The organism is Phaeovibrio sulfidiphilus (genome assembly GCF_014861485.1).
Lineage (GTDB): Bacteria > Pseudomonadota > Alphaproteobacteria > Rhodospirillales > Rhodospirillaceae > Phaeovibrio > Phaeovibrio sulfidiphilus.
Genome location: NZ_JACZHT010000003.1, coordinates 19,027 through 39,387 on the forward strand (window position 1 = coordinate 19,027; position 20,361 = coordinate 39,387).

At 67.9% G+C, this 20,361-nt stretch carries 18 protein-coding genes; 6 read left to right on the forward strand and 12 right to left on the reverse strand.

Translation table 11 applies throughout. The features are described from left to right. Positions 1–90: 90 nt before the first annotated feature. The 9 genes from IHV25_RS04965 to ffh all read right to left on the reverse strand — a co-directional run bounded on the left by IHV25_RS04965 (position 91) and on the right by ffh (position 9,801). Complete coding sequence (locus tag IHV25_RS04965; RefSeq protein ID WP_192534007.1) at positions 91–1,119, reverse strand: glycosyltransferase family 9 protein; 1,029 nt, start codon at positions 1,117–1,119, stop codon at positions 91–93. A gap of 527 nt (positions 1,120–1,646) precedes the next feature. Continuing rightward, positions 1,647–3,374 (reverse strand): transglycosylase domain-containing protein, encoded by a 1,728-nt coding sequence (locus tag IHV25_RS04970; protein ID WP_242018819.1) that lies wholly within the window; start codon positions 3,372–3,374, stop codon positions 1,647–1,649. A 511-nt stretch (positions 3,375–3,885) separates the two neighbouring features. Continuing rightward, positions 3,886–4,497 carry a 3-isopropylmalate dehydratase small subunit gene (gene leuD, locus IHV25_RS04975; RefSeq protein ID WP_192534009.1) on the reverse strand — a complete coding sequence of 204 codons (612 nt, stop codon included), beginning with the start codon at positions 4,495–4,497 and terminating at the stop codon, positions 3,886–3,888. 17 nt (positions 4,498–4,514) lie between these two features. Then, entirely contained in the window at positions 4,515–5,918 is a 1,404-nt protein-coding gene (leuC, locus tag IHV25_RS04980; protein ID WP_192534010.1) for a 3-isopropylmalate dehydratase large subunit, read from the reverse strand. Between the two features lie 160 nt (positions 5,919–6,078). Beyond that, a complete protein-coding gene (rplS, locus tag IHV25_RS04985) occupies positions 6,079–6,513 on the reverse strand; it encodes a 50S ribosomal protein L19 (RefSeq protein WP_192534011.1) in 435 nt (144 codons plus the stop codon). After that, the gene (gene trmD, locus IHV25_RS04990; protein ID WP_192534012.1) at positions 6,510–7,253 is read right to left on the reverse strand and encodes a tRNA (guanosine(37)-N1)-methyltransferase TrmD; all 744 of its coding nucleotides are present in this window, start codon (positions 7,251–7,253) and stop codon (positions 6,510–6,512) included. Before trmD ends, rplS begins: the two co-directional genes overlap by 4 nt. Then, a complete protein-coding gene (gene rimM, locus IHV25_RS04995) occupies positions 7,250–7,810 on the reverse strand; it encodes a ribosome maturation factor RimM (RefSeq protein WP_192534013.1) in 561 nt (186 codons plus the stop codon). Before rimM ends, trmD begins: the two co-directional genes overlap by 4 nt. 17 nt (positions 7,811–7,827) lie before the next feature. Next, a complete protein-coding gene (rpsP, locus tag IHV25_RS05000; RefSeq protein ID WP_192534014.1) occupies positions 7,828–8,208 on the reverse strand; it encodes a 30S ribosomal protein S16 in 381 nt (126 codons plus the stop codon). Positions 8,209–8,316: 108 nt separating this feature from the next. Beyond that, positions 8,317–9,801, reverse strand: a complete 1,485-nt coding sequence (gene ffh / locus IHV25_RS05005) for a signal recognition particle protein (protein WP_192534015.1) — start codon at positions 9,799–9,801, stop codon at positions 8,317–8,319. Positions 9,802–10,355: 554 nt separating this feature from the next. On the opposite strand from ffh, the gene IHV25_RS05010 reads away from it, so the two are divergent. After that, on the forward strand, positions 10,356–11,009 hold the full coding sequence (locus IHV25_RS05010) for a hypothetical protein (RefSeq protein WP_192534016.1): 654 nt from the start codon (positions 10,356–10,358) through the stop codon (positions 11,007–11,009). Here IHV25_RS05010 and mutM read toward each other — a convergent pair. Beyond that, positions 11,006–11,866 (reverse strand): bifunctional DNA-formamidopyrimidine glycosylase/DNA-(apurinic or apyrimidinic site) lyase, encoded by an 861-nt coding sequence (gene mutM / locus IHV25_RS05015; protein ID WP_192534017.1) that lies wholly within the window; start codon positions 11,864–11,866, stop codon positions 11,006–11,008. The two genes, IHV25_RS05010 and mutM, sit on opposite strands and share 4 nt — an antisense overlap. A 211-nt stretch (positions 11,867–12,077) precedes the next feature. Further along, positions 12,078–13,190, reverse strand: a complete 1,113-nt coding sequence (leuB, locus tag IHV25_RS05020; RefSeq protein WP_192534018.1) for a 3-isopropylmalate dehydrogenase — start codon at positions 13,188–13,190, stop codon at positions 12,078–12,080. Between the two features lie 366 nt (positions 13,191–13,556). On the opposite strand from leuB, the gene IHV25_RS05025 reads away from it, so the two are divergent. Further along, positions 13,557–13,967 carry a hypothetical protein gene (locus IHV25_RS05025; protein WP_192534019.1) on the forward strand — a complete coding sequence of 137 codons (411 nt, stop codon included), beginning with the start codon at positions 13,557–13,559 and terminating at the stop codon, positions 13,965–13,967. 39 nt (positions 13,968–14,006) lie between these two features. On the opposite strand, the gene IHV25_RS05030 is transcribed toward IHV25_RS05025, so the two are convergent. Continuing rightward, entirely contained in the window at positions 14,007–14,588 is a 582-nt protein-coding gene (locus IHV25_RS05030) for a hypothetical protein (RefSeq protein WP_338048587.1), read from the reverse strand. A gap of 400 nt (positions 14,589–14,988) precedes the next feature. On the opposite strand from IHV25_RS05030, the gene IHV25_RS05035 reads away from it, so the two are divergent. The 4 genes from IHV25_RS05035 (at position 14,989) to nadC (ending at position 20,336) form a co-directional block, all read left to right on the forward strand. Continuing rightward, the gene (locus IHV25_RS05035) at positions 14,989–15,996 is read left to right on the forward strand and encodes an NAD-dependent epimerase/dehydratase family protein (RefSeq protein ID WP_192534021.1); all 1,008 of its coding nucleotides are present in this window, start codon (positions 14,989–14,991) and stop codon (positions 15,994–15,996) included. A gap of 513 nt (positions 15,997–16,509) precedes the next feature. Next, positions 16,510–17,379, forward strand: a complete 870-nt coding sequence (gene thyX, locus IHV25_RS05040; protein WP_192534022.1) for an FAD-dependent thymidylate synthase — start codon at positions 16,510–16,512, stop codon at positions 17,377–17,379. Between the two features lie 700 nt (positions 17,380–18,079). Continuing rightward, positions 18,080–19,078, forward strand: a complete 999-nt coding sequence (locus IHV25_RS05045) for a pepsin/retropepsin-like aspartic protease family protein (RefSeq protein ID WP_192534023.1) — start codon at positions 18,080–18,082, stop codon at positions 19,076–19,078. 367 nt (positions 19,079–19,445) lie between these two features. Then, positions 19,446–20,336, forward strand: a complete 891-nt coding sequence (nadC, locus tag IHV25_RS05050; protein WP_192534024.1) for a carboxylating nicotinate-nucleotide diphosphorylase — start codon at positions 19,446–19,448, stop codon at positions 20,334–20,336. Positions 20,337–20,361 lie beyond the last annotated feature (25 nt).

The window sequence follows — 20,361 nt, forward strand, 5'->3', positions numbered from 1 at the left end:
TCCGGAACACGTCTCCACAACCCCGCGAATCGGTGTGGATTACGCAACCGCGAACCCTCCCGGGGCCGGAGTGCAGCCGCTCCCGGGGCCTCAGGCCGGAGGGGGGGGCGCGGCCGCCCCCAGAACGGCGAACAGGGCTTCCTCCACGTGGCGGACCGTCAGGCCCCCCATGTCGGTCTTCCCGAAGTCCTGGGGGGCGAGAGCCCGCACCACCTCGAGCCGCGGGGCATACTTGTCGCGAACATTCGCCGAGCGGAACAGGCACACCATGGGCCGTCCCGCCGCCGCCACAAGATGACTGCCGCCGCTGTCGTTCGCAACCGTGGCGTGAAGCCTGCGGGCAAGTGCAATGGTCAGGCACGGATCGGCCCCGGGCACCTGCTCCAGGGGGAAGAGCGCCTCGGGCACCTGCTCGCGCAATGTGGCCGCGATACCGGCCTCCTGCGGACCCAGAACAAACACCGGCTGCATCCCGATCCGGACCAGACCCCGGGCAAGGGCCACAAAACGCTCCAGCGGCCAGCGTTTCTTCGGATCTCCCGAGCCCGGCACGAGACCGACACAGGGGCGCTCCGGATCCAGAAGGGACCGGGCCGTCTCGTCCCAGCGCGTGTCGGGCAGGACCAGAGGCACGGGCTTCAGGGGCGCGCCGACGGCGGCCTCTCCGATGCGAAACAGCCGGTCCAGAAGGTGCGCCGTGGGCGGCCCCGCCGGACGGGCCTTCGACAGGGGAGAGGACAGGAAGCCCCTCAGGCTGCCGGAAACAAACGTTCGGGAGCTCAGGCGGTTGCGAAGCCACAGGGTGCGGCGGATCTTGTGCTGGGTGTCCATGAGCGTGTCGAACTGCCGGTCCAGGACCGGCGGACCCAGCAGATCCCGATACCCGACACGAAGGGGAGGCAGCCTCAGGTACTCGTCCACCAGGCCCTCGGTCAGATCCTTGAGAAGGGTCCGGTAGACCGTGTCCCCGGTGGTCATCCAGACCAGGCGGCTGTTTTCGGGCATCGCCGCGCGCAAAGCCCGGACGAACGGAAGCTTGAACATCCCGTCGCCAATGATCTCGCCTCCCGAGAAGACGACAAACTCACGGGGGCTCCCGGAACGGGCGGACGGGCTCATAGGCGACTCCTGGCAACAGAGGCAAACATGCGGGGCAACAGGGCGGAGGGGACGCGGCCCCTAAAAACGGACGGACCACCCCAAAACGGAACACGGGGACACCCCCGGACGGAAGGCGGGGACACCCCCGGACGGAAGGCGGACACCCCAAAATGGGATGAGGGAACCTGACGGCGAGTGTTTCCCACTTTGGCGTCAAAAACAATCCGTGTGATGCCCCCCGCCGTGCGAAAAAACGGGCCCGGCCGGCGCGACGGCGACAGAGCTCCCCCGGAACCCCTCCCCGGATCAGGCCCGGGACAGGCCCCGGACAGGCCCCGGACACCGGAGTGGCCCCGCAGCGGCGCCCCACAGGAACCGGCCCGGGTCACGCCCCCCGAACGCCGGGCCGCAGGGATGGACGATGGACAGGCAGACAGAGGCGCCCCGGGACCGGAACGCCGGGCCGCAGGGATGGACGATGGACTGGCAGACAGAGGCGCCCCCCCTGGAACGCCCCCGCGTAAACCCAAGGCTCCCTTTCCCGCTCAGGGCGCGGGCCGGGGCAGCGTCCGCTCCATAAAGCGCCGCCAGACCTCGGCAGGCAGAGCGCCCCCCGTCACATCCCGCATGGGGCTGGAATCATCGTTCCCCAGCCAGACCACCGCGACCCGGCCCGGAACAAAGCCCGCGAACCAGGCATCCCGGTAGTTCTGGGAGGTGCCGGTCTTGCCGTAAACCGCCTCGCCGGGGAGAGCCGCGTTCCGCCCGGTTCCCCAGGACACCACCGCCGCCAGCATGCGCCGCAGGGACTCTGCGTGGCCCGGATCCACGATGCGGTGCGCGGTCGGCACACTGCGCCGGTAGACCAGCCGCCCGTCCCGGGTGGCGATGCTCACGATGCCCCAGGGCCGCGCCCGCAGGCCGCCGTTCATAAAGGGAACATAGGCTCCCGCAAGGGCGAGCGGTGTGGTCTCGAACACACCAAGCGCGATGGACGGGCGCACCGCCCCGGCCGGCCCGATCCCGAACCGCCGGGCCACGCCCGCCACCGCCATGCGCCCCGCCTGCTCGGAAATGCGCACGGCCACCGCGTTGGACGAGTGGGCGAGAGCCTCTTGCATGGTGATGGGGCCCCGGTAGCGGCCCCCGTAGTTCCCGGGCCTCCAGGATCCGATGGCAACCGGCGTGTCCTCGAGAATGCTGTCCGGGGACAGGCCCGCCTCCAGCCCCGCCAGAAACACGAAGGGCTTGAAGGCCGACCCGGGCTGACGGTACGCATGAGCGGCCCGGTTGAAGGGCGCGCGGGCATGGCTGCGCCCGCCGACCATGGCCTGCACGGCTCCCGCCCCGTCCAGAGCCACCACGGCGCCCTGGGAGACCCGGGACGCCGCCCCCTTCTCGGCCAGAACCCCTTCCAGGGCCTCCTCCGCCGCCCGCTGGAGCCCCGGCACCAGGGTCGTTCTCACCACCAGATCCTGATCGCGGATGTTGGCGTAGTCCCCCACCTGCTCCAGAATCCAGTCGGCGAAATAGCCGCTGGCCGCGCTCCGGGTGGAGGGCTGGACCGCGGTCGGAGCCGTCGCAAGCGCGGCCTCGGCCGCCCGGCGGGTCAGGCTCCCCGCCTCCACCATCTTGCCGATCACCTCCCTCGCCCGGGTGTGGGCGGCCTTCGGGTCCGCGTGGGGATTGTAGCGCGACGGAGCCTTGGGCAGGCCCGCCACCATCGCCGCCTGATAGACCGTGACCGCCCGCGCCGGTCGCTGGAAGTAGCGCCGCGACGCCGCATCGACCCCGTAGGTTCCGCCCCCCAGGTACACCCGGTTGACGTAGAGCATCAGGATCTGGTCCTTGGTGAAGATCCTCTCCAGCCACAGGGACAGGACGAACTCCTGGACCTTGCGCCGGAAGGTCCGCTCGTGGGTCAGGAACAGGTTCTTGGCCACCTGCTGGGTGATGGTGGAGCCCCCCTGGACCACGTGCCCGGCCCGCAGGTTGGCCGCCGCCGCCCGGGCGATGCCGACCAGATCCAGCCCGAAGTGGGAGTAGAACCGCCGGTCCTCGGTGGCCAGGATGGCATCAATCAGGTGCCGGGGCAGATCGCCGATCCGCAGCACATCCCCGTGAAGGTCGCCCCAGGTGCCGATCTCCGTGCCGTCCGCCGCCAGAAGGGTGATGGAGGGGCGACGGGTGACAGCGGCCTCGCGCACCGGATTGGGAATGTCATAGCAAAACCAGACCAGGGCCGCGGCTGCCAGAATCAGGCCCCAGATCATGGCCACCGCCAGCCAGGTGGCAATGCGCCGCTTCAGCCCCCGAAAGCGCCTGGGCGCCGGGGCCGCAGTCCCTGCCTTTTTCTTTGGCGCAGCGGGTTTCTTCCGGCTGGAGGACGTCTCCGGCCGGGGGCCGGCCCTCAGCGGACCGGGAGGCGTGCGCCCCCGCGATGGGCCCGCCTTGGGGCCTGCTCCGTCCCCGCCTGCCCCGCTTCCCGGGGGCCGGGGCGATCCCGGCTCTCTGGTCATGACCCGCGTTGTCCTCCACATGGGTGCCGGGAAGCCCCCGGACCCTGGTTTGTCCTGTTTAGTCCTTGTCAGTCCTGGCGAGCCACATGGGCCCGCGCCGAAGGTTTCGCAACCCGCCTGCCCGGTCCTCCCGCCGGACAGAAAGGGACCGGCACCGCCCGCCGCACAGACGGCGCCCGCCGGTGCCGGTGCCGGTGCCCGAGAATGCCACAAAAAAAAGCCCCGGGGAAACCGCGGGGCTTTTTCTCGATCAGAACCGGGGGGCTCAGGCCTTGCGCTGGCCCGCCACCAGGAACGGCATGTCCCGCAGACGCTCCGCCTCGAACGCGTCGATCCGGGCCTTCTTCTTGAGGGTCAGGGCGATGTCGTCCAGCCCCTCCAGAAGGCACTGCTTGCGGAACGGGTCCACCTCGAAGCGGAACTCGTCGCCCGCGCCGCGGACCACCTGCTTCTCCAGGTCGATGGTGACGGTGCGGTCATTCGCATTCATCAGCCGGTCCACCTGAGCCTGAGGCAGAACAATGGGAAGGATCCCGTTCTTGAAGCAGTTGTTGAAGAAGATGTCCGCAAAGGACGGCGCGATGATCGCCCGGATCCCGAAGTCCGCCAGCGCCCAGGGGGCATGCTCACGGGAGGAACCGCAGCCGAAGTTCGCACCGGTCACGAGGATTTTGGCCTCGCGGTACTCCTTCTGGTTCAGAACGAACTCGGGCCGCTCCGAACCGTCGGCGTTGTAGCGCATCTCGTCGAACAGGTTGCGCCCGAGGCCGGTCCGCTTGATGGTCTTCAGGAACAGCTTGGGGATGATCATATCGGTGTCGATATTGATCAGAGGCAAGGGAGCGCAGATCCCGGTCAGAGTCGTGAACTTCTCCATGATCGTGTTTCCTTCCCCTAGAGATCACGCACGTCGGTCAGGCGACCGGTCACCGCTGCCGCTGCCGCCATGGCGGGGCTGACAAGGTGGGTGCGTCCGCCGCGTCCCTGCCGTCCCTCGAAGTTGCGGTTCGAGGTGGAGGCGCAGCGCTCGCCGGGCTCAAGACGGTCGTCGTTCATGGCAAGGCACATGGAGCAGCCGGGCTCGCGCCACTCGAAGCCGGCCCGCTTGAAGATGGTGTGCAGACCCTCGTCCTCGGCCATTTCCTTGACCAGGCCGGAGCCGGGAACCACCATGGCGCGCACGCCCTCGGCCACCTTGCGACCACGGGCCACCGCGGCGGCGGCGCGCAGATCCTCGATGCGTCCGTTGGTGCACGAGCCGATGAAGACCCGGTCGATCTTCACATCCGTGAGCTTCTGGCCGGGCTTGAGACCCATGTAGTCGAGAGCGCGGCGCATGGCGGCCTTGCGGGCGGGATCCTCGACCTTCTCCGGGTCGGGAACCTTGGCCGTGATGGGCAGCACGTTCTCGGGGCTGGTCCCCCAGGTGACCTGGGGCTCGATGGCGGAGGCATCGATCTCGACCACCGTGTCGAAGTGCGCACCCTCGTCGGTCTTCAGGGTCCGCCACCAGTCAACAGCGCGGTTCCACTCGTCGCCACGGGGCGCCAGGGGACGGTTGCGGACGTACTCGAACGTCACATCGTCCGGAGCCACCAGACCCGCGCGGGCACCGCCCTCGATGGCCATGTTGCACAGGGTCATGCGGCCTTCCATGGACAGGTTGCGCACGGCCTCGCCGGCGAACTCGATCACGTGACCCGTGCCGCCCGCCGTGCCGATCTTGCCGATGATGGCCATGACCAGATCCTTGGCGGTGACGCCGGGCTTCAGCTCTCCCGTGACCCGGACCAGCATGTCCTTTGCAGGCTTCTGGAGAAGGGTCTGGGTGGCGAGCACGTGCTCGACCTCGGAGGTGCCGATGCCGAACGCCAGCGCGCCGAACGCACCGTGGGTCGCCGTGTGGGAGTCACCGCACACCACGGTCGTGCCGGGCAGCGTGAAGCCCTGCTCGGGGCCGACGATGTGCACCACGCCCTGACGGATGTCGGACATGGGGAAATAGGGAACACCGAAGCTGGCCGCGTTGGCCTCCAGTGTCTCGACCTGGATGCGGCTCTCCTCGTTGGAGATGCCCTGCTTGCGGTTTTCGGTGGGGACGTTGTGGTCGGCCACCGCGAGGGTTGCCTCCGGATGACGCACCGAGCGGCCCGCCATGCGCAGTCCCTCGAATGCCTGGGGGCTGGTCACCTCGTGGACCATATGCCGGTCAATATAGAGCAGGCAGGTCCCGTCCTCCTGGGTTTCCACCAGATGGCTCTGCCAGATCTTGTTAAAGAGCGTGGTCGGCTTGCCCATGGCACCGTTTCTCCTCACTGGTTCGTCCGGGACTGTTCCCTACAGGTGGGAACAAGGCACACTCCGATAAAGGGGTCCGGTCGCAGACCCCCCCGATACGCTGCGGCAGAACGGGCCCCGGGGGCCCGTCCACCACAAACGGAACGCGGACAGGCCTGGATCAGGCCTTGTCGGTGCGGGCCGCCTGCTTGCGCTCCTGCGTGATCTCACGCTCGACAGCCAGCGCCTTCTGGGTGGCGTTGGTGTCCTCGAGGATGCGGGCGGCGCGGCCACGACGGTCACGGAGGTAGTACAGCTTCGCGCGACGCACCTTACCGCGACGGACGATCTCGATACGGTCGATGGCCGGACCGTAGAGCGGGAACACACGCTCCACACCCTCGCCGAAGGAGATCTTGCGAACCGTGAAGGAGGAGTTGATGCCCGAGTTGCGGCGCGCAATGCACACGCCCTCGTAGGCCTGGATACGCTCGCGGTTGCCTTCCGTCACCTTGACGTGCACCTTGAGGGTGTCGCCCGGACGGAACTCGGGAACAGTCCGCGTTGCGAGGAATTTTTCGATCTGCTCTTTCTCAAGCTGTTCGATGATATTCATTGTCCGCATTCTCCGTTGGGACCGCCGACGGCGGTGTTTGTGAATTCCGCCCGCCGGGCGGTGTAGCGGGCCCAAAGGTCGGGGCGCCGCGTCTGGGTAATGGCCTCCGCCCGGGCTTTTCGCCACTCGGAAACCTTCTGATGATGGCCGGACAGCAGAACCTCCGGAACACTCCGGCCCTGCCAGACGGCGGGGCGGGTGTAGTGCGGATACTCCAGCAGTCCGTTTTCAAAACTCTCCTCGTCGAGCGAGTCCGTCGCCCCGAGCGCACCGGGCAGCAGCCTGACCACCGCGTCCAGAAGCGCAAGAGCCGCAGGCTCCCCGCCGGACAGGACGAAGTCGCCAAGGCTGACCTCGGTCACCTCCCGCGCCTCGAGCACCCGCTCATCCACCCCCTCGTAGCGCCCGCACAGGATCGTCAGCGAGGGCTGGGCCGCGAACTCCCGGACCAGCTCCTGATCCAGAACACGGCCCCTCGGGGTCAGATAGACCAGGGGACCGGTCTTGGGCCAGCCCGCCTCGATTGCGGCGTCCACCACGTCGGGCCGCAGAACCATGCCGGCTCCGCCGCCGAAGGGCGTGTCGTCCACGGTGCGGTGACGGTCCGTCGCGAAGTCCCGGATGTCCAGAGCCTCCAGCTCCCAGAGCCCCGCCTTCAGGGCGCGCCCGGGGATGGAGGATCCAAGCGGACCCGGAAACATCTCGGGAAACAGGGTCAGAACACAGGCCCGGAAGGTCATCCGCGCCCCCTGCCCGGCGTCCCCTGACGGGGTCGGTTCTCGGGATCGTCCAGCAACCCGGCCGGAGGATCGACAACCACGCGCCGGTTGGCCAGGTCCACCACCGGGACACAGGCCCGGGTGAAGGGCACCATGACCGGAGCCTGTCCCTGAGGCCGGACAATGTCCAGGAGATCCCCGGCACCATAGTCCTCGACGGCCCGGATGGAGCCCAGCGGCGTTCCGTCCGCAAGCTCGACCGGAAGACCGATCAGGTCAGCGTGGTAGTACTCGTCCTCGTCGAGGGCGTCGTCCGGCAGGCGGTCACGCTCGATACACAGCCGCGTGCCCTTGAGGGCCAGGGCCGCATCCCGATCCGCAACACCCTCTACCGAACACAGCAGCTGGTCCTTGAGGGCATTCTTGACCGTGACGCGGAACGACCGTGTCCCGCTCTCGTCCGAAAGCAGGCCATAGTCGCCCAGGGCGAAGGGGTCCAGGGTAAACGGTTTGACCCGCACCAGTCCCCTTACGCCATGCACTCCCACAACAATGCCCACAACCAGCCGCTCGCTCATGAGGAGATCCGAGTTCCTCAAGCCTCTGCGGATTCAGCCGCAGCCGCCTCGGCGGCCTGACGGGCACGCTCTTCCGCCTCGCGGATGCGCTCCTGGGCCTTCTTGCCGGGCTGGTTCTTGATGGTCTGCTCGGGGATGGCGCGCGGCGCGGTCAGACCGGCCTGGCCAAGGAAGCGGGCCACACGGTCCGTCGGCAGGGCGCCGCAGCCCAGCCAGTACTGGATGCGCTCGTTTTTCAGCACAAGGCGACGCTCGTTGTCCGCCGGCAGCATCGGATCGTAGGAGCCGAGGCGCTCAATAAAGCGGCCATCGCGCGGGGAGCGGGAGTCCGCGACCACAATCCGGTAGAACGGGCGCTTTTTGGCGCCGCTGCGGGCGAGCCTGATGCGAAGAGACATTCGATTACTCCTGTGAGGGTCGTGTAGAAAAATCGTGAAAACCGGAAACGGACCTGACCGGCTCCCCGGGGGAGCAGACCGGCGCAGGACCGGAAAGCAAACTGGAACCTAGCGCTTGCGCTTCCCCATGGAGCGCAGGAGGTCGGGGGGAAGACCGCCCGGCGTCCCGGCGCCGCCCAGGGCCTTGGCCAGCTGGGACATGTCGGGAGGGTTGTCGGGATCGTCCGCGCCCAGGGATTTGAACATGTTCATCAGCCCCTTGCGGCCGCCCAGCTTCTTGAGGCGCTTCATGACCGAGGCCATCTGCTCGTACTGCTTGAGCAGCTTGTTGATCTCGGGAACCGAGGTGCCCGAGCCCAGGGCAATGCGCTTCTTGCGGCTGGCCTTCAGGAGATCCGGGTTGCGGCGCTCCTTTTTGGTCATGGACAGGATGATGGCTTCCTGGCGCACGATGAGCTTGTCATCGATCTTGGCCTCGGCCATCTGGCGCTGCATCTTCGAGATCCCGGGCATCAGGCCCATGATCCCCTTGATGTCGCCCATCTTGCGGATCTGCCGGAGCTGGACGAGCAGGTCGTCCATGTCGAACTTGCCGGCCTCCATGCGCTTGGCGAGGCGCTCGGCCTCCTCCATCTCCATGGTCTGGGCGGCCTTGTCCACGAGCGAGACAATGTCGCCCATGCCCAGAATGCGGCCGGCCACGCGGCGCGGATGGAACGAGTCCAGCTCGTCCATCTTCTCGCCCATGCCCAGAAGCTTGATGGGAACGCCGGTCACCGCCCGCATGGACAGGGCGGCACCACCGCGGGCGTCACCGTCAACACGGGTCAGGACAATACCGGTGATACCGACCTTCTCCTGGAACTCGGCGGCCACGTTCACCGCGTCCTGACCGGTCATGGCGTCCGTGACCAGCAGGGTCTCGCGAGGCTTCACCAGATCCCGGACCGCGGCCACCTCGGCCATCAGCTCCTGGTCAACGTGAAGGCGTCCGGCGGTGTCCAGAATGACAACGTCGTAGCCGCCCCGGCGGGCCTCGTCCATGGCGCGGCGGGCGATCTCGACGGGCATCTGCCCCTCGACCACCGGCAGGGTGTCGACGCCGGTCTGCTCGCCCAGGACCGCAAGCTGCTTCTGGGCCGCCGGACGGTAGACGTCGAGGGAGGCCAGAAGAACCTTCTTCTTCTCGCGGCTGGTGATGCGCAGGCCGATCTTGGCCGAGGTGGTCGTCTTGCCCGAGCCCTGGAGGCCGACCATCAGCACCGGAACCGGCGCCGTGTGGGCAATGTCGATGCCCAGAGCCATGGGATCGGGCTCGTCCTCGCCCTCGCCCGCCAGCATGGACACAAGAGCGTCGTGGACGATCTTGATCACCATCTGGCCCGGGGTGACCGACTTGATCACCTGCTGGCCGACAGCGTCCTCGCGAACCCGGGCGACGAACTCCTTGACCACCGGCAGCGCCACGTCCGCGTCCAGAAGGGCAAGACGGACCTCGCGCAGGGCGGTGTCCACGTCACCCTCGGACAGGGACGAGCGTCGTGTAAGCTTCTCGAATACGTCGCCCAGACGGGCGGAAAGACCATCAAACATCCTGTGCCTGCCTCTGCCCCTGACGGGGTGTCTGTCGGAGCGTTCCCGGACATCCGCACGACCCGGGGGCCGGACAAACATCCCTGCCGGAGAGGGGTTCCGTCCCGCCCGGCGTTTGGCCAAACGAAAACGGCGCCAGTGCGCGACACTCGCGGACTGGCGGACCTCCTCGGAGGCGTCTTTCCAAAAAAAGACGACAAAAACGGCCCCGGTCTTCAAATCCAGGAAAAAACCGATGGCACGGTGTAGCCCCCCGGCCCGGCAATGTCAAGGCGCAAGGGGCCAGGATACCGTGAAATCCACCGAGAACCCGCCGGGTCCGCCAGCGCGCCCGAGCCTGCCGATTCGTGGATGCCCGGGCTTCGGGTCACTGCCTGTCCCGGAAAAACCACCATGGCGTGTTTTCGCTGGCGTTTTCACACACAAACCCCATAGTAACGGGGGAAACACGACCCCATATCCAGCCTGTACGCGAACCCGAAGCCGCCGACCGGCCCGCCACCCGGGCATCCGCCCGCCCCGGTCCGAGCTCCGACAGGAACAGGAGAGCCCCCATGGCCCCACGCGCCCTTCCCCGCGCCAAACGGCGTATACCCCTGATCGTGCCGGTGATCGCGCTTCTGGGCGCCCTCGCCCCGGCGCCTGTGGCGCATGCCCAGGCGTCCGCCGCCGATCCCTGCCTGAGCGCCCTGGAAGCCTGCCTGAGTTCCTGCGAATCCGACCTGGACCCCTCGATGGACCGGCTGGCGGCCTGCCAGTCCGGCTGCAACCAGGCGGCAAGCTCCTGCACCCGGGATTCGGCCGACAGGAGCAACTCTCCCCTTGGGCCGGAAGCGGTGCTGCCGGAGACCACCGCCGACAGCTGGCCCGGCCAGATCCGGGAACCTCTGGACGCCTTCGGCCGGGCCCCCGATTCCCCTGGGCGCATTCCTACGACACCCTCCAGCCGGCCGGATCCCGGCCTGGCGCCGCCGCCTCCCCTTCCCGGGAGCACAGCGACCGGAGGCATGCCCGGACTTCCCGACACCATGCCCGATGCGGGCCTGGCCCTGCCCCCGCCGCTGTCCGGCAGCACCACGACGGGCGGCTCTCCCGGCCTTCCGGGGACCGGGCGGGGCCCCGGGCTGGCCACACCGCCGCCCCTTCCGGCGCCGTCCTATGACTCGGGGCTCAATCCGGGTGGCGGAACCATCGACGACCTGCCCTAGCGGTTTCCCTGGCACAGGGAGCACCAGACCGTGGTGCGCCCGGCGATCTGCCGGCTTTCCAGAGGCATTCCGCAGCGGATACAGGGCTGCCCCGCCCGGCCGTAGACGGCAAACGCGTTCTGGAATGCGCCCGCATTGCCGCCCGCATCCCGGTAGTTCCGGATGGAGCTGCCGCACTCCCGGATGGCCTGGCGCAAGATGCCCTGGAGCGACCCGGCCAGAGCCTGATACCCGGCCCCGGAAATCTGCCCCGCCGGAGTGGACGGATCCAGCCCGGCGGCAAAAAGGGCCTCGTCCGCGTAGATATTGCCAACCCCGGCCACCACGGTCTGGTCCAGAAGGGCGGCCTTGATGGCCCGGCGGCTGTCTTTCAGGCGGGTGGCCAGCGCGCTCCCCAGGGCCGCGGCCGCGGGCTCCAGGGGCTCGGGCCCCAGCGACGCCCAGAACGGCCAGGCGCCCAGGGCGTCCGCGCGCATCAGGCGGCCCCAGCCAAAGGTGCGGATGTCGTCAAAAAACAGGCGCTCCCCGTTGTCCAGGTCAAAGACAAGGCGCGTGTGGCGCAGGGGCGGCGTGCCCTGTGGATGGACAAAGAAGCTGCCGGTCATTTTCAGGTGAAAGGCCATCACCAGGGCCGCAGGCTCCGGATCCCGGGCCGAGGCCGCCGGATACAGCGGGATCATCAGCAGCTTGGCCCGGCGCCAGACCGCGCCGATCCCGGCGCCCTCCAGGCACGCGGCCAGGTGCTCCGGATCCTGAAAGGACTTCGGCAAAAGCACGCGAAGCCCGGAGACCCGGCGGCCGAAGACCCGGGGCGCGAGGGTCCGGGCGATGGTTTCCACCTCGGGAAGTTCAGGCATGATTTTTCTCCCCGGCCCGCAGGCCGGGCCCGCCGCCCGAACGGCACACCCGGAACCCGGAGCCGAAAAAGGGAGCCCTGGGGCTCCCTTCCGGAAAACAGGCCCGGAACGGGGACACCGGCTGCCGTGCGGCGCCCGCTCCCCTGTCCCGGTTCCTTTTTTCAGGGGCCGGTCCGGGGCAGCCCCGAACCACGACACCTGTGAAAGGGCGTCAGCCCGCGCGACGGTCCAGCGCCGCCAGAACCGCGTCACCCATTCCGGTGGTGCCCACAAGGGTCTTGCCCGGCTGCATGATGTCCCCCGTGCGGAAGCCCTCGTTCAGGACGTCGTTGACGGCCCCGTCCAGAAGATCCGCCTCGGCGCCCAGGTCGAAGCTGTAGCGCAGCATCATGGAGAACGACAGGATCGTGGCCAGCGGGTTGGCCTTGTCCTGCCCCGCGATGTCCGGAGCCGAGCCATGGACCGGCTCGTACATGGCCGGGATCTTTCCGTTCGCGTCCTTCGCGCCCAGAGAGGCCGAGGGCAGCATGCCCAGCGAGCCCGTCAGCATGGCCGCACAGTCGGACAGCAGATCGCCGAACAGGTTGTCGGTGAGGATCACGTCGAACTGCTTGGGCCGGCGGACCAGCTGCATGGCGCAGTTGTCGGCGTACATGTGGGACAGGGCCACATCGGCGTAGTCGGACTCGCCCAGCTTCGTGACCTCCTCGCGCCACAGCAGGCCGCTTTCCATCACGTTACCCTTCTCGACCGAGCAGACCCGGCTGTCACGGGCGCGCGCCAGGTCGAAGGCCACCCGCGCCACGCGGATGATCTCGTGGGTGTCGTACACCTGGGTGTTGATGCCGCGGCGCTCGCCGTTGGGCAGGGTCTCGATGCCCCGGGGCTGACCGAAGTACACGCCGCCGGTCAGCTCGCGCACGATCATGATGTCCAGACCGGCCACCAGATCGGTTTTCAGGGAGGACGCCTCGGCGAGCGCCTCGAAGACCAGAGCCGGACGGAGGTTCGCAAACAGCTCCATCTCCTTGCGCAGGCGCAGGAGACCACGCTCGGGCTTCACGGAGAAGTCCAGGTTGTCCCACTTCGGACCACCGACCGCGCCCAGGAGAACCGCATCGGCGTCCAGGGCCAGCTTCATGGTGTCGTCATGGAGCGGCGTGCCATGCGCGTCGTAGGCCGAGCCCCCCACGAGGCCGTCCTCGATCTCGAACGCGGTGGCGCCGGAGGCGTTGAACCACGCCATCACACGACGCACCTGGGTCATGACCTCGGGGCCGATTCCGTCACCGGGAAGGAACAGGATATTTTTGGACAGGGACATGCTGGCCTCTTGTTTATCGCACGAGCAGAAACAGGGAAGGCGCCTGTATACCCGACTCCCGCGCAAAACAAAAGACGTGATGCAACCGCCAAAACCGGGATGTGCCACGGGCGCGGGCGACAGGAGAGCGCGGCGTGGGCGCGGACTTGGGCGCGGACGTGGGCGTGGACAGCCCAGGGCCGCATCATCCCCATCCTCCGAGACCGGGGTGGCAGGCAGAGCCCCCCGTACCGCCCGCATTCCCATCCTCCGAGATCACGGCGGGGGCAGAGTCCCCCAACATCCTTGCGCGGGCTCCCTGCGCGAGGCATCCTTTGCGGGGAATACGCCGCACACATGCACGCCAACAGATACCCGGGGACACCCATGCCCACATCACGCGCAACACGCCCGCTTTCGGGCCTGTGCCTAGCCCTGGCCGCTGTGGCGGGCCTGTCCCTGTTTATGGCCGCCGGGGACGCGGTGGCGTCGGAGCGCACCACCCTCTACGGCCTGACAGGAAGCACCTTCCGCAAGGTCGGCACGCTGGATCCGGCCCTGTCCCGAAGCTGCCGGGAAGGCATGTTCAACCAGATCCGCAAGGACCGGCTCTATATCGGCTATTTCGGACCCGGACCGGGGCGGCGCACCCTGACAGGCATTGCAAAGCAGGGCTTCAACCTGCACGACCCGACGGGACGGGCCGAACCGGACACCACCTACCACTTTCACAATGACGGCTATTCCGACTGTCTGGTGTTTGTGGCGCGGGAGGGAGACCGGCCCAACCCGCCCTGACCCGGCCCCGCCCCCACAAGATGAACAGGCCCGCCCGGCCTAGGGGGTGTCCGGGGACGTCGGCGCCCCAACGGCTTCGGACATGGTCCTCAGATCCAGCAGGGGATAGTCCACAAAGGCCCGGGTCTCGTCCATGGGGCCCAGCCGGGACAGCCGGAGATCGGTGAACGGAATGCGCACCCGCTTCGAGAGCTGGCCCGGAAGGACCGAGAGATCCACATCCGCGTACTCCACGGTTCCGGCCTCGCTCACCCACAGGGTGTGGAGAGACCCGGCCCCCGGCATGTCCGACGTGGACACCGGCGCCCCGAGAATCGCCTTCATCGAGTAGTCGGTGGGGGACATGAGCTCGTAGCGGAACTCGCGGATCACCTCGCCATAGCTGGCGGCGATGTTGATGCGCAAGAACGCGGGCTCGCCGTCGGCTCCGGGAACGATGGCGCCCTCATAGGGCAGAGCCACCCGCTTCCCGTCCAGCCCCATGCGCAGGAACTGGCCGTTGTCGATGATGACCCGTACAACGCGCCCGTCCGCCTTGAGCAGAAGGTCATCCACGACCGAGACCGGCGGAGCCCCGCCGTAAATCCGCACCGGAAGGTTCAGAAGGTCCGATGCGCTCACGGGCCAGGAAAACTGGGCCTGTTCCCCGGAAAATCCGACCCCGTCAGGCTCCGCCAGAGGATCCGCGCAGGCGTCACGCGGTATCGGCCCCATAAAAAGGGCGGCAGCCAGAAGACAAAGACTGAGCGTTTTCATCAGTGTCGGATGCGACTTCATTTCAGAACCCCGGAAGAGCTGCGAAGATTTTGGTCAACGTCGTGTGTGATTATAGGGACCGGACACCGAATGGAAAAGCACCATTCTTCCCACGCCGCCGCCGGGGACAGGTATCAAAGGAGTGTTGCCACACCCGAGCGGGTGGCTTAATAAAAAACGGTGCCGGGCCACAGGATCCGCCCCCCGGCACAGGGCTGGAGCGCCAGCCCGGCAGGCTTGATCCTCAGGGGAGTGTTGCGACGCCATGAAGAAAATTTTCGTTGCCGGAGCCTCCGGTTTCACGGGGCGCGAGATCGCCGCCCACCTCGCCGGACATCCCGAATTTTCCGTTGTCGCCGGCCTTCACACCACGCCGCTTTCCGAAGACCTCGCCAAAAAGGTCACAACCGCACCCTTCAATCTCCAGGACGCCTCGACGCTGGAAGCCCCGCTCAAGGGCGTGGACACGGTGGTGTTCTGTGCCGCCGGATCCCGGGCCGTCTCGGTCAACGGGGCCCAGGCGCTGCTGACAGCCGCCCGGAACCAGGGCGTGAGGCGCTTCATCTACCTGGGCTGCACCAGCTACTACGGCCTGACCGGCGGAACCGTCCACGAGGCCGCGCCCCCCAAGCATGACGACCACACCATCGAGGCCCGGGAAAAGGCCGAGGTCGAGAGCCTGTGCCGGGCCGCGGCCGGATCCTCCATGTCGGTGGTGATCCTGCGGGCCGCCCAGGTGCTGTCCCACGGCGGGATCTCGTCCTGGGGCAAGGTTCTGACCCAGCGCCTGCGGGCCCGCAAGTGGGGCCGGATCGGCATCGCCGGCGAGGGCACCGCCAACATCCTGGACATCCGGGATCTGGCCGCCGCGGTGGAGGCCGCCATCCTGCGCGACGAGGCTGCCGGCAAGACCTACAACGTGAACGGCCCCGAGCAGATCACCTGGAACGCCTTCTTCGACAAGTATAACCAGGCCATGGAGTTCCCCTACACCCGGGACATGAAAATGGAGATGATCGGCTTCCGGGTGCTGGGTGCGGGGCCCCTGAAGGCGGTCTCGGACACCATTCCGCTGTTCCGGTCGAAGGCGCGCGAGGCCCTTCTGGGCGCCCCCTCGTTCTACGAGTTGGACCTCTACCGCCTGAAGGCCGTGTACCCGACCGAGGCCATCACCCGCGATCTGGGCTGGACTCCCTCGGTCCCCCTCCACAAGAGCATCGCCGACGCGGCCACCTGGGCACGCAACAACAAGACCGCCTGGATGTCCCTCTAGGCCGACGGGACAACAGCAGGGAACGGCCGCAGCCGGAGAGCCGGGGCGTCCTGCAGGGCGCGCCCCGCCGGTTCGGTCCGGCCGGGTGAGCTGCACGGCCCGCTCCCCTGCCCCGTGACCCTGCTCGCAACCCTGCCCCGTGACCCTGACCCGTGACATCCCTCCCGGGCCCGGTTTGCGGGGCGTCTCCCACGGACCCGGGGACGAAACGGCGCGGACCGGACCCCGTCACCCCCCCGCGCTACAGGCCCGACCGGCGCCAACAGCGTCCTGGCAAAACCGCAGACCCGACCGGCCGCACCGGGAGCCCGACGCGGCCCGGCGGGGAACCCGACACAAAGCCGCGGGGAACCCGACACAAGAACGCGGGGAGCCCGACACAGCCCAGCGGAGCCGGCAGATTTCCGGACCCGTTCCAATCCGGGTTTCAAAAACCCGCCAGAGTGGACTATCCTGCCCGTACACCTTCCGGTTTTCAGCCGGGGAACCTTTGCAAACTGGAGTATCGTATCCATGCCCGAACAGACTCCCCGACTGGTTTTCGCGCCCGGTGCCGTCATCCTCGGCGCGACGGAGCTGGCCCACAACGCCCTGATGCAGTGGGCAGCGGAAAGCGATTACACGGACATTTTCGAGGACAGCAGCACTCCCCTGTCCCAGCTGGCCCGCCAGGCCTCCGAGGGGCGCGGTGCGGAGGCCCTGCCCGAGTTTGCCGGTCGCTTCTGCTACCGGTCCTTCCGCCGGGGGCGCGGGTCGGACGAGTACGTCGAGCACATCCTGGAAAGCGGCCACGGCTCGGTCCTGGAGCACGTGAACATCTCGTTCGCGCTTTCGGGCATCTCCCGCTCCCTGACCCACGAGCTGATCCGCCACCGGGCGGGCACCGCGGTGTCCCAGGAGAGCCAGCGTTATGTGGACTCGAAGGAGCTCCGGTTTGTGGTGCCGCCGCTTCTGGTCCAGCAGATCCATGACCTCGCGGACAACGGGGACTCGGACGCCGCCTTCTGCCTGACCGAGCGCTTCCGGTCCGACTGCCGGGAGGCCCTGCGGTCCTACACCGAGTGGCAGGAGCTCTTTCAGGAGAAGCTCTCCACCATGAACTGCTGCGAGGGCACGGTTATCCGCAAGCGGGCCAACGAGGCCGCCCGGTGCATGCTCCCCAACGCGGCGGAAACCCGCATGGTCTGGACCATGAACCTGCGCGCCGCCCGTCATGTGATCGAGCTGCGGGGCCACGCGGACGCGGACCTGGAGATCCGGCGCCTCGCCTGCCTGATGGCCCGGCGCCTCAAGGACTTCGCGCCGCGGATCTTTGCCGACATCGAGGTGGTGCACGACGACGACGGGTTCGAGAGCGTGCGCTCCGTCCACCGCAAGGTCTGAGCCCCGGGATTGACCGCCATCCGCCGGACCCAGCGGTTCCGGGGGGCGTCCGAGCCCATGGCACCGAGGCGGGGCCTCGTGTACGCTGGTTCCTGTGCCGCCCCGGGTGGATCGGATCACGCCCCCGGGAGGAGCGGGCTGTGCCACCGGGCGGGTCGTGCGGTGCCGCCGGACCCAGCGGTTCCGGGGGGCGTCCGAGCCCATGGCACCGAGGCGGGGCCTCGTGTACGCTGGTTCCTGTGCTGCCCCGGGTGGATCGGATCGCGCCCCGGGAGGAGCGGGCCGCGCCACCGGGCGGGTCGTGCGGTGCCGCCGGACCGGAGCACGCCGGAGGCCCTCGAAATTTACTGGGAGCCCCGGCCACTCCCCGGCGCCCCCCGCTCTCTGGCGGGAGACGCCCACACCCGGCCGAACACCGCACGTCCGGCAGGACAGAGCGCACTTTTGCGGAACGCCCCGCACCTTGGCGGAACGCCCCCGCTCCCGGCAGACCACTTCGCTCCGGGCAGGCCACACAGCGCCCGGAGTGACACGGATCTCCCCGGGCACTGCGGAACATCCCCCGGCAGGACGCAGCACACTCCGGCCATTCCAGGATTGAGCACACCCCGGGCACCACACGGGACATCCCCCTCACCCGGGTTCCCATCCGGAGCGACCCAACGCCCCCCTTTCACCCTCACGCTACCGGCAGGCCCCCATGACGGTTTTCTCGAAGCTCCCGGGCTCCGCCCCCCTGATACGGCGCTCTTTTCCGGCCCCGCGCCCGTCCCGCACCCCGGCCCTGGCCCGGACCGTGGGCCTGGCGCTCGCCCTGGCGCTGGCCGCGTCCCTGCTTCCGGGTCACGAGGCCCGCTCCGCCACCACATCCCTGCCCCTGCAGACGGACGACCTGGGGATTGCCAACGTCGACATGCCCCTTGGCGGCACGACGGAGCGGTTCATCCTTGATACGGGATCGCGGGACGCCCTCCATCTCCCCGCGTCCCTGAGCGCCACCATCCCGGGCCTGCGCTGGACCGGCGAGAAAGCCCGCTCCCTGGACCTGACCGGCACAGTCAGCGAGTCGGACCGGTTCGTCATTCCGCGCCTGTCTTTGGGCCACCTGACGCTCCGTGATGTCCAGGGAGTGGCCCTGAAGCCCTGGGGTCTGTCCATCGGCGGGTACAGCGCGCCGGAAGCAGGCGTTCCGGTGGTGGGTCTTGAGTTCTTCAAAGACCTCTGGACCCTGATTGACCTCCCCAACAACCGCCTCACCCTGGGCGACCGCGGCCCCCTGTCCCGGGACGGCTGGACCGAACTGCCCTACCGCCTGGATGAGGAGGGGCTGGTGGTGATGATGACGGACGGCACGCGGACCTACCCCTTTGTGCTGGACACGGCGGCCAGCGCGAGCCTTGTCAAGGCTGAGATCCTGCCCGAGGGAGCGCCGCGCGTGCCCCTGGACGCGATACGCCCGGCCTCCCCGAACCCCGGGAGCGGCGGCAACAGCGGGGCCCCGCAGACCGGTGAGCTCCGGTTCACCCCCCTGAAGGTGGCCGGGATCGACGATTCTCCCGTCTTTTACGCCCTGGTCTGGCAGGGCCTGCCCGAGGACTTCCGCCTGGACGGCCTGCTGGGACAGGACTTCTTCGAGCGTTTTGCAGTCCAGTTCAACATGAGGGAAAAAAGGCTCCTTGTGAAACCGCTGGACCAATAAGGACAAAGCCCCCGCCACCGAAAGATCCCGACGCGGAAAGCACCCCCTTGAAAAGGGACTACTGGAGACGCCCGCACACCCAACACGCCAATAGTGGCGGCCCGATTGAACAGACGTGAAGAAAACTCCGGCACGTCCCCCGTTCAATCGGGTTTTCCCGCCCCCTAATACGGTCCCGGAAAACCACAATAGATATAGATTTATTTTAGCTCGCAGCCCCGATCCTCACGCCCAGGCCGCACTCTACGGCCACCACACCTTAAAAGTGAGGAATTCGCGCTCCGAAGCGCGCGAGAGTATTGGGTTTGCCGCCATGCTGTGGTAGCGTCCGCCTCCATTCAAACTCCCTTCACTTCAGAGGCGCGTCATGACTGCGGCACTGTTCGACACCTTTTTTCAGGGGCACGCCCGGGACTGTCTCATCCGGGCCATCCGGCTGGCTCTGGACGAGGACGGCACCGACCGGACCACCAACGCGGTGTTCCGGCCCGATGACACCATGAACGCCACCATCCTGGCCAAGGAGGACACCCTGGTCGCCGGCCTGCCCCTGGTGCCCCTGATCCTCGAGGAAACCGCGCGCCTGGAGCCCGGCGAGTGGGGCGCCCGCGCCCTGGTCGACGAGGGGAACCGCGTGGCAAAAGGCACGGTCATCATGACCCTGACCGGCAGCGCCCGGATCTTGCTGCGGGCCGAACGGATCATCCTCAACTTCCTGTCGCGCCTCTCGGGGGTCGCGAACCTGACCCGCCGCTACGTGGACCGGCTCGAGGGCACGGGAATCCGGCTTCTGGACACGCGAAAAACGATGCCAGGCCTGCGCTACACGGACAAGTATGCCGTTCGCATGGGAGGGGGCACCAACCACCGCATGTCCCTGTCCGACTACCTGATGCTGAAGGACAACCACATCGACGCCGCCGGAGGCCTGCGCCAGGCGGTGGAGAAGGTCCGCGCGCCCTATGACCCGCCCCTCCCGGTGGAGGTGGAGTGCCGCACACTCGAGGATGTGGCCGAGGCCGTGGCCTGCCGGGTGGACCGGATCATGCTTGACAACATGACGCGCGAGCTTGCGGTCCGGGCCCTGAACATGATACCGCAGGAGATCGAGATCGAAATCAGTGGTGGCGTGTCGCTTGAGGATATCAGCGCCCTCGACTACACAGGAGCCGTGCGCACGCCGGATTTCGTCTCTGTAGGAAAACTCACCCACTCTGCCGTCGCCGCTGATTTTTCCATGCTGTTTGCCGCAGAGTGACACCCCGGACACCGTCAAGGGCCGC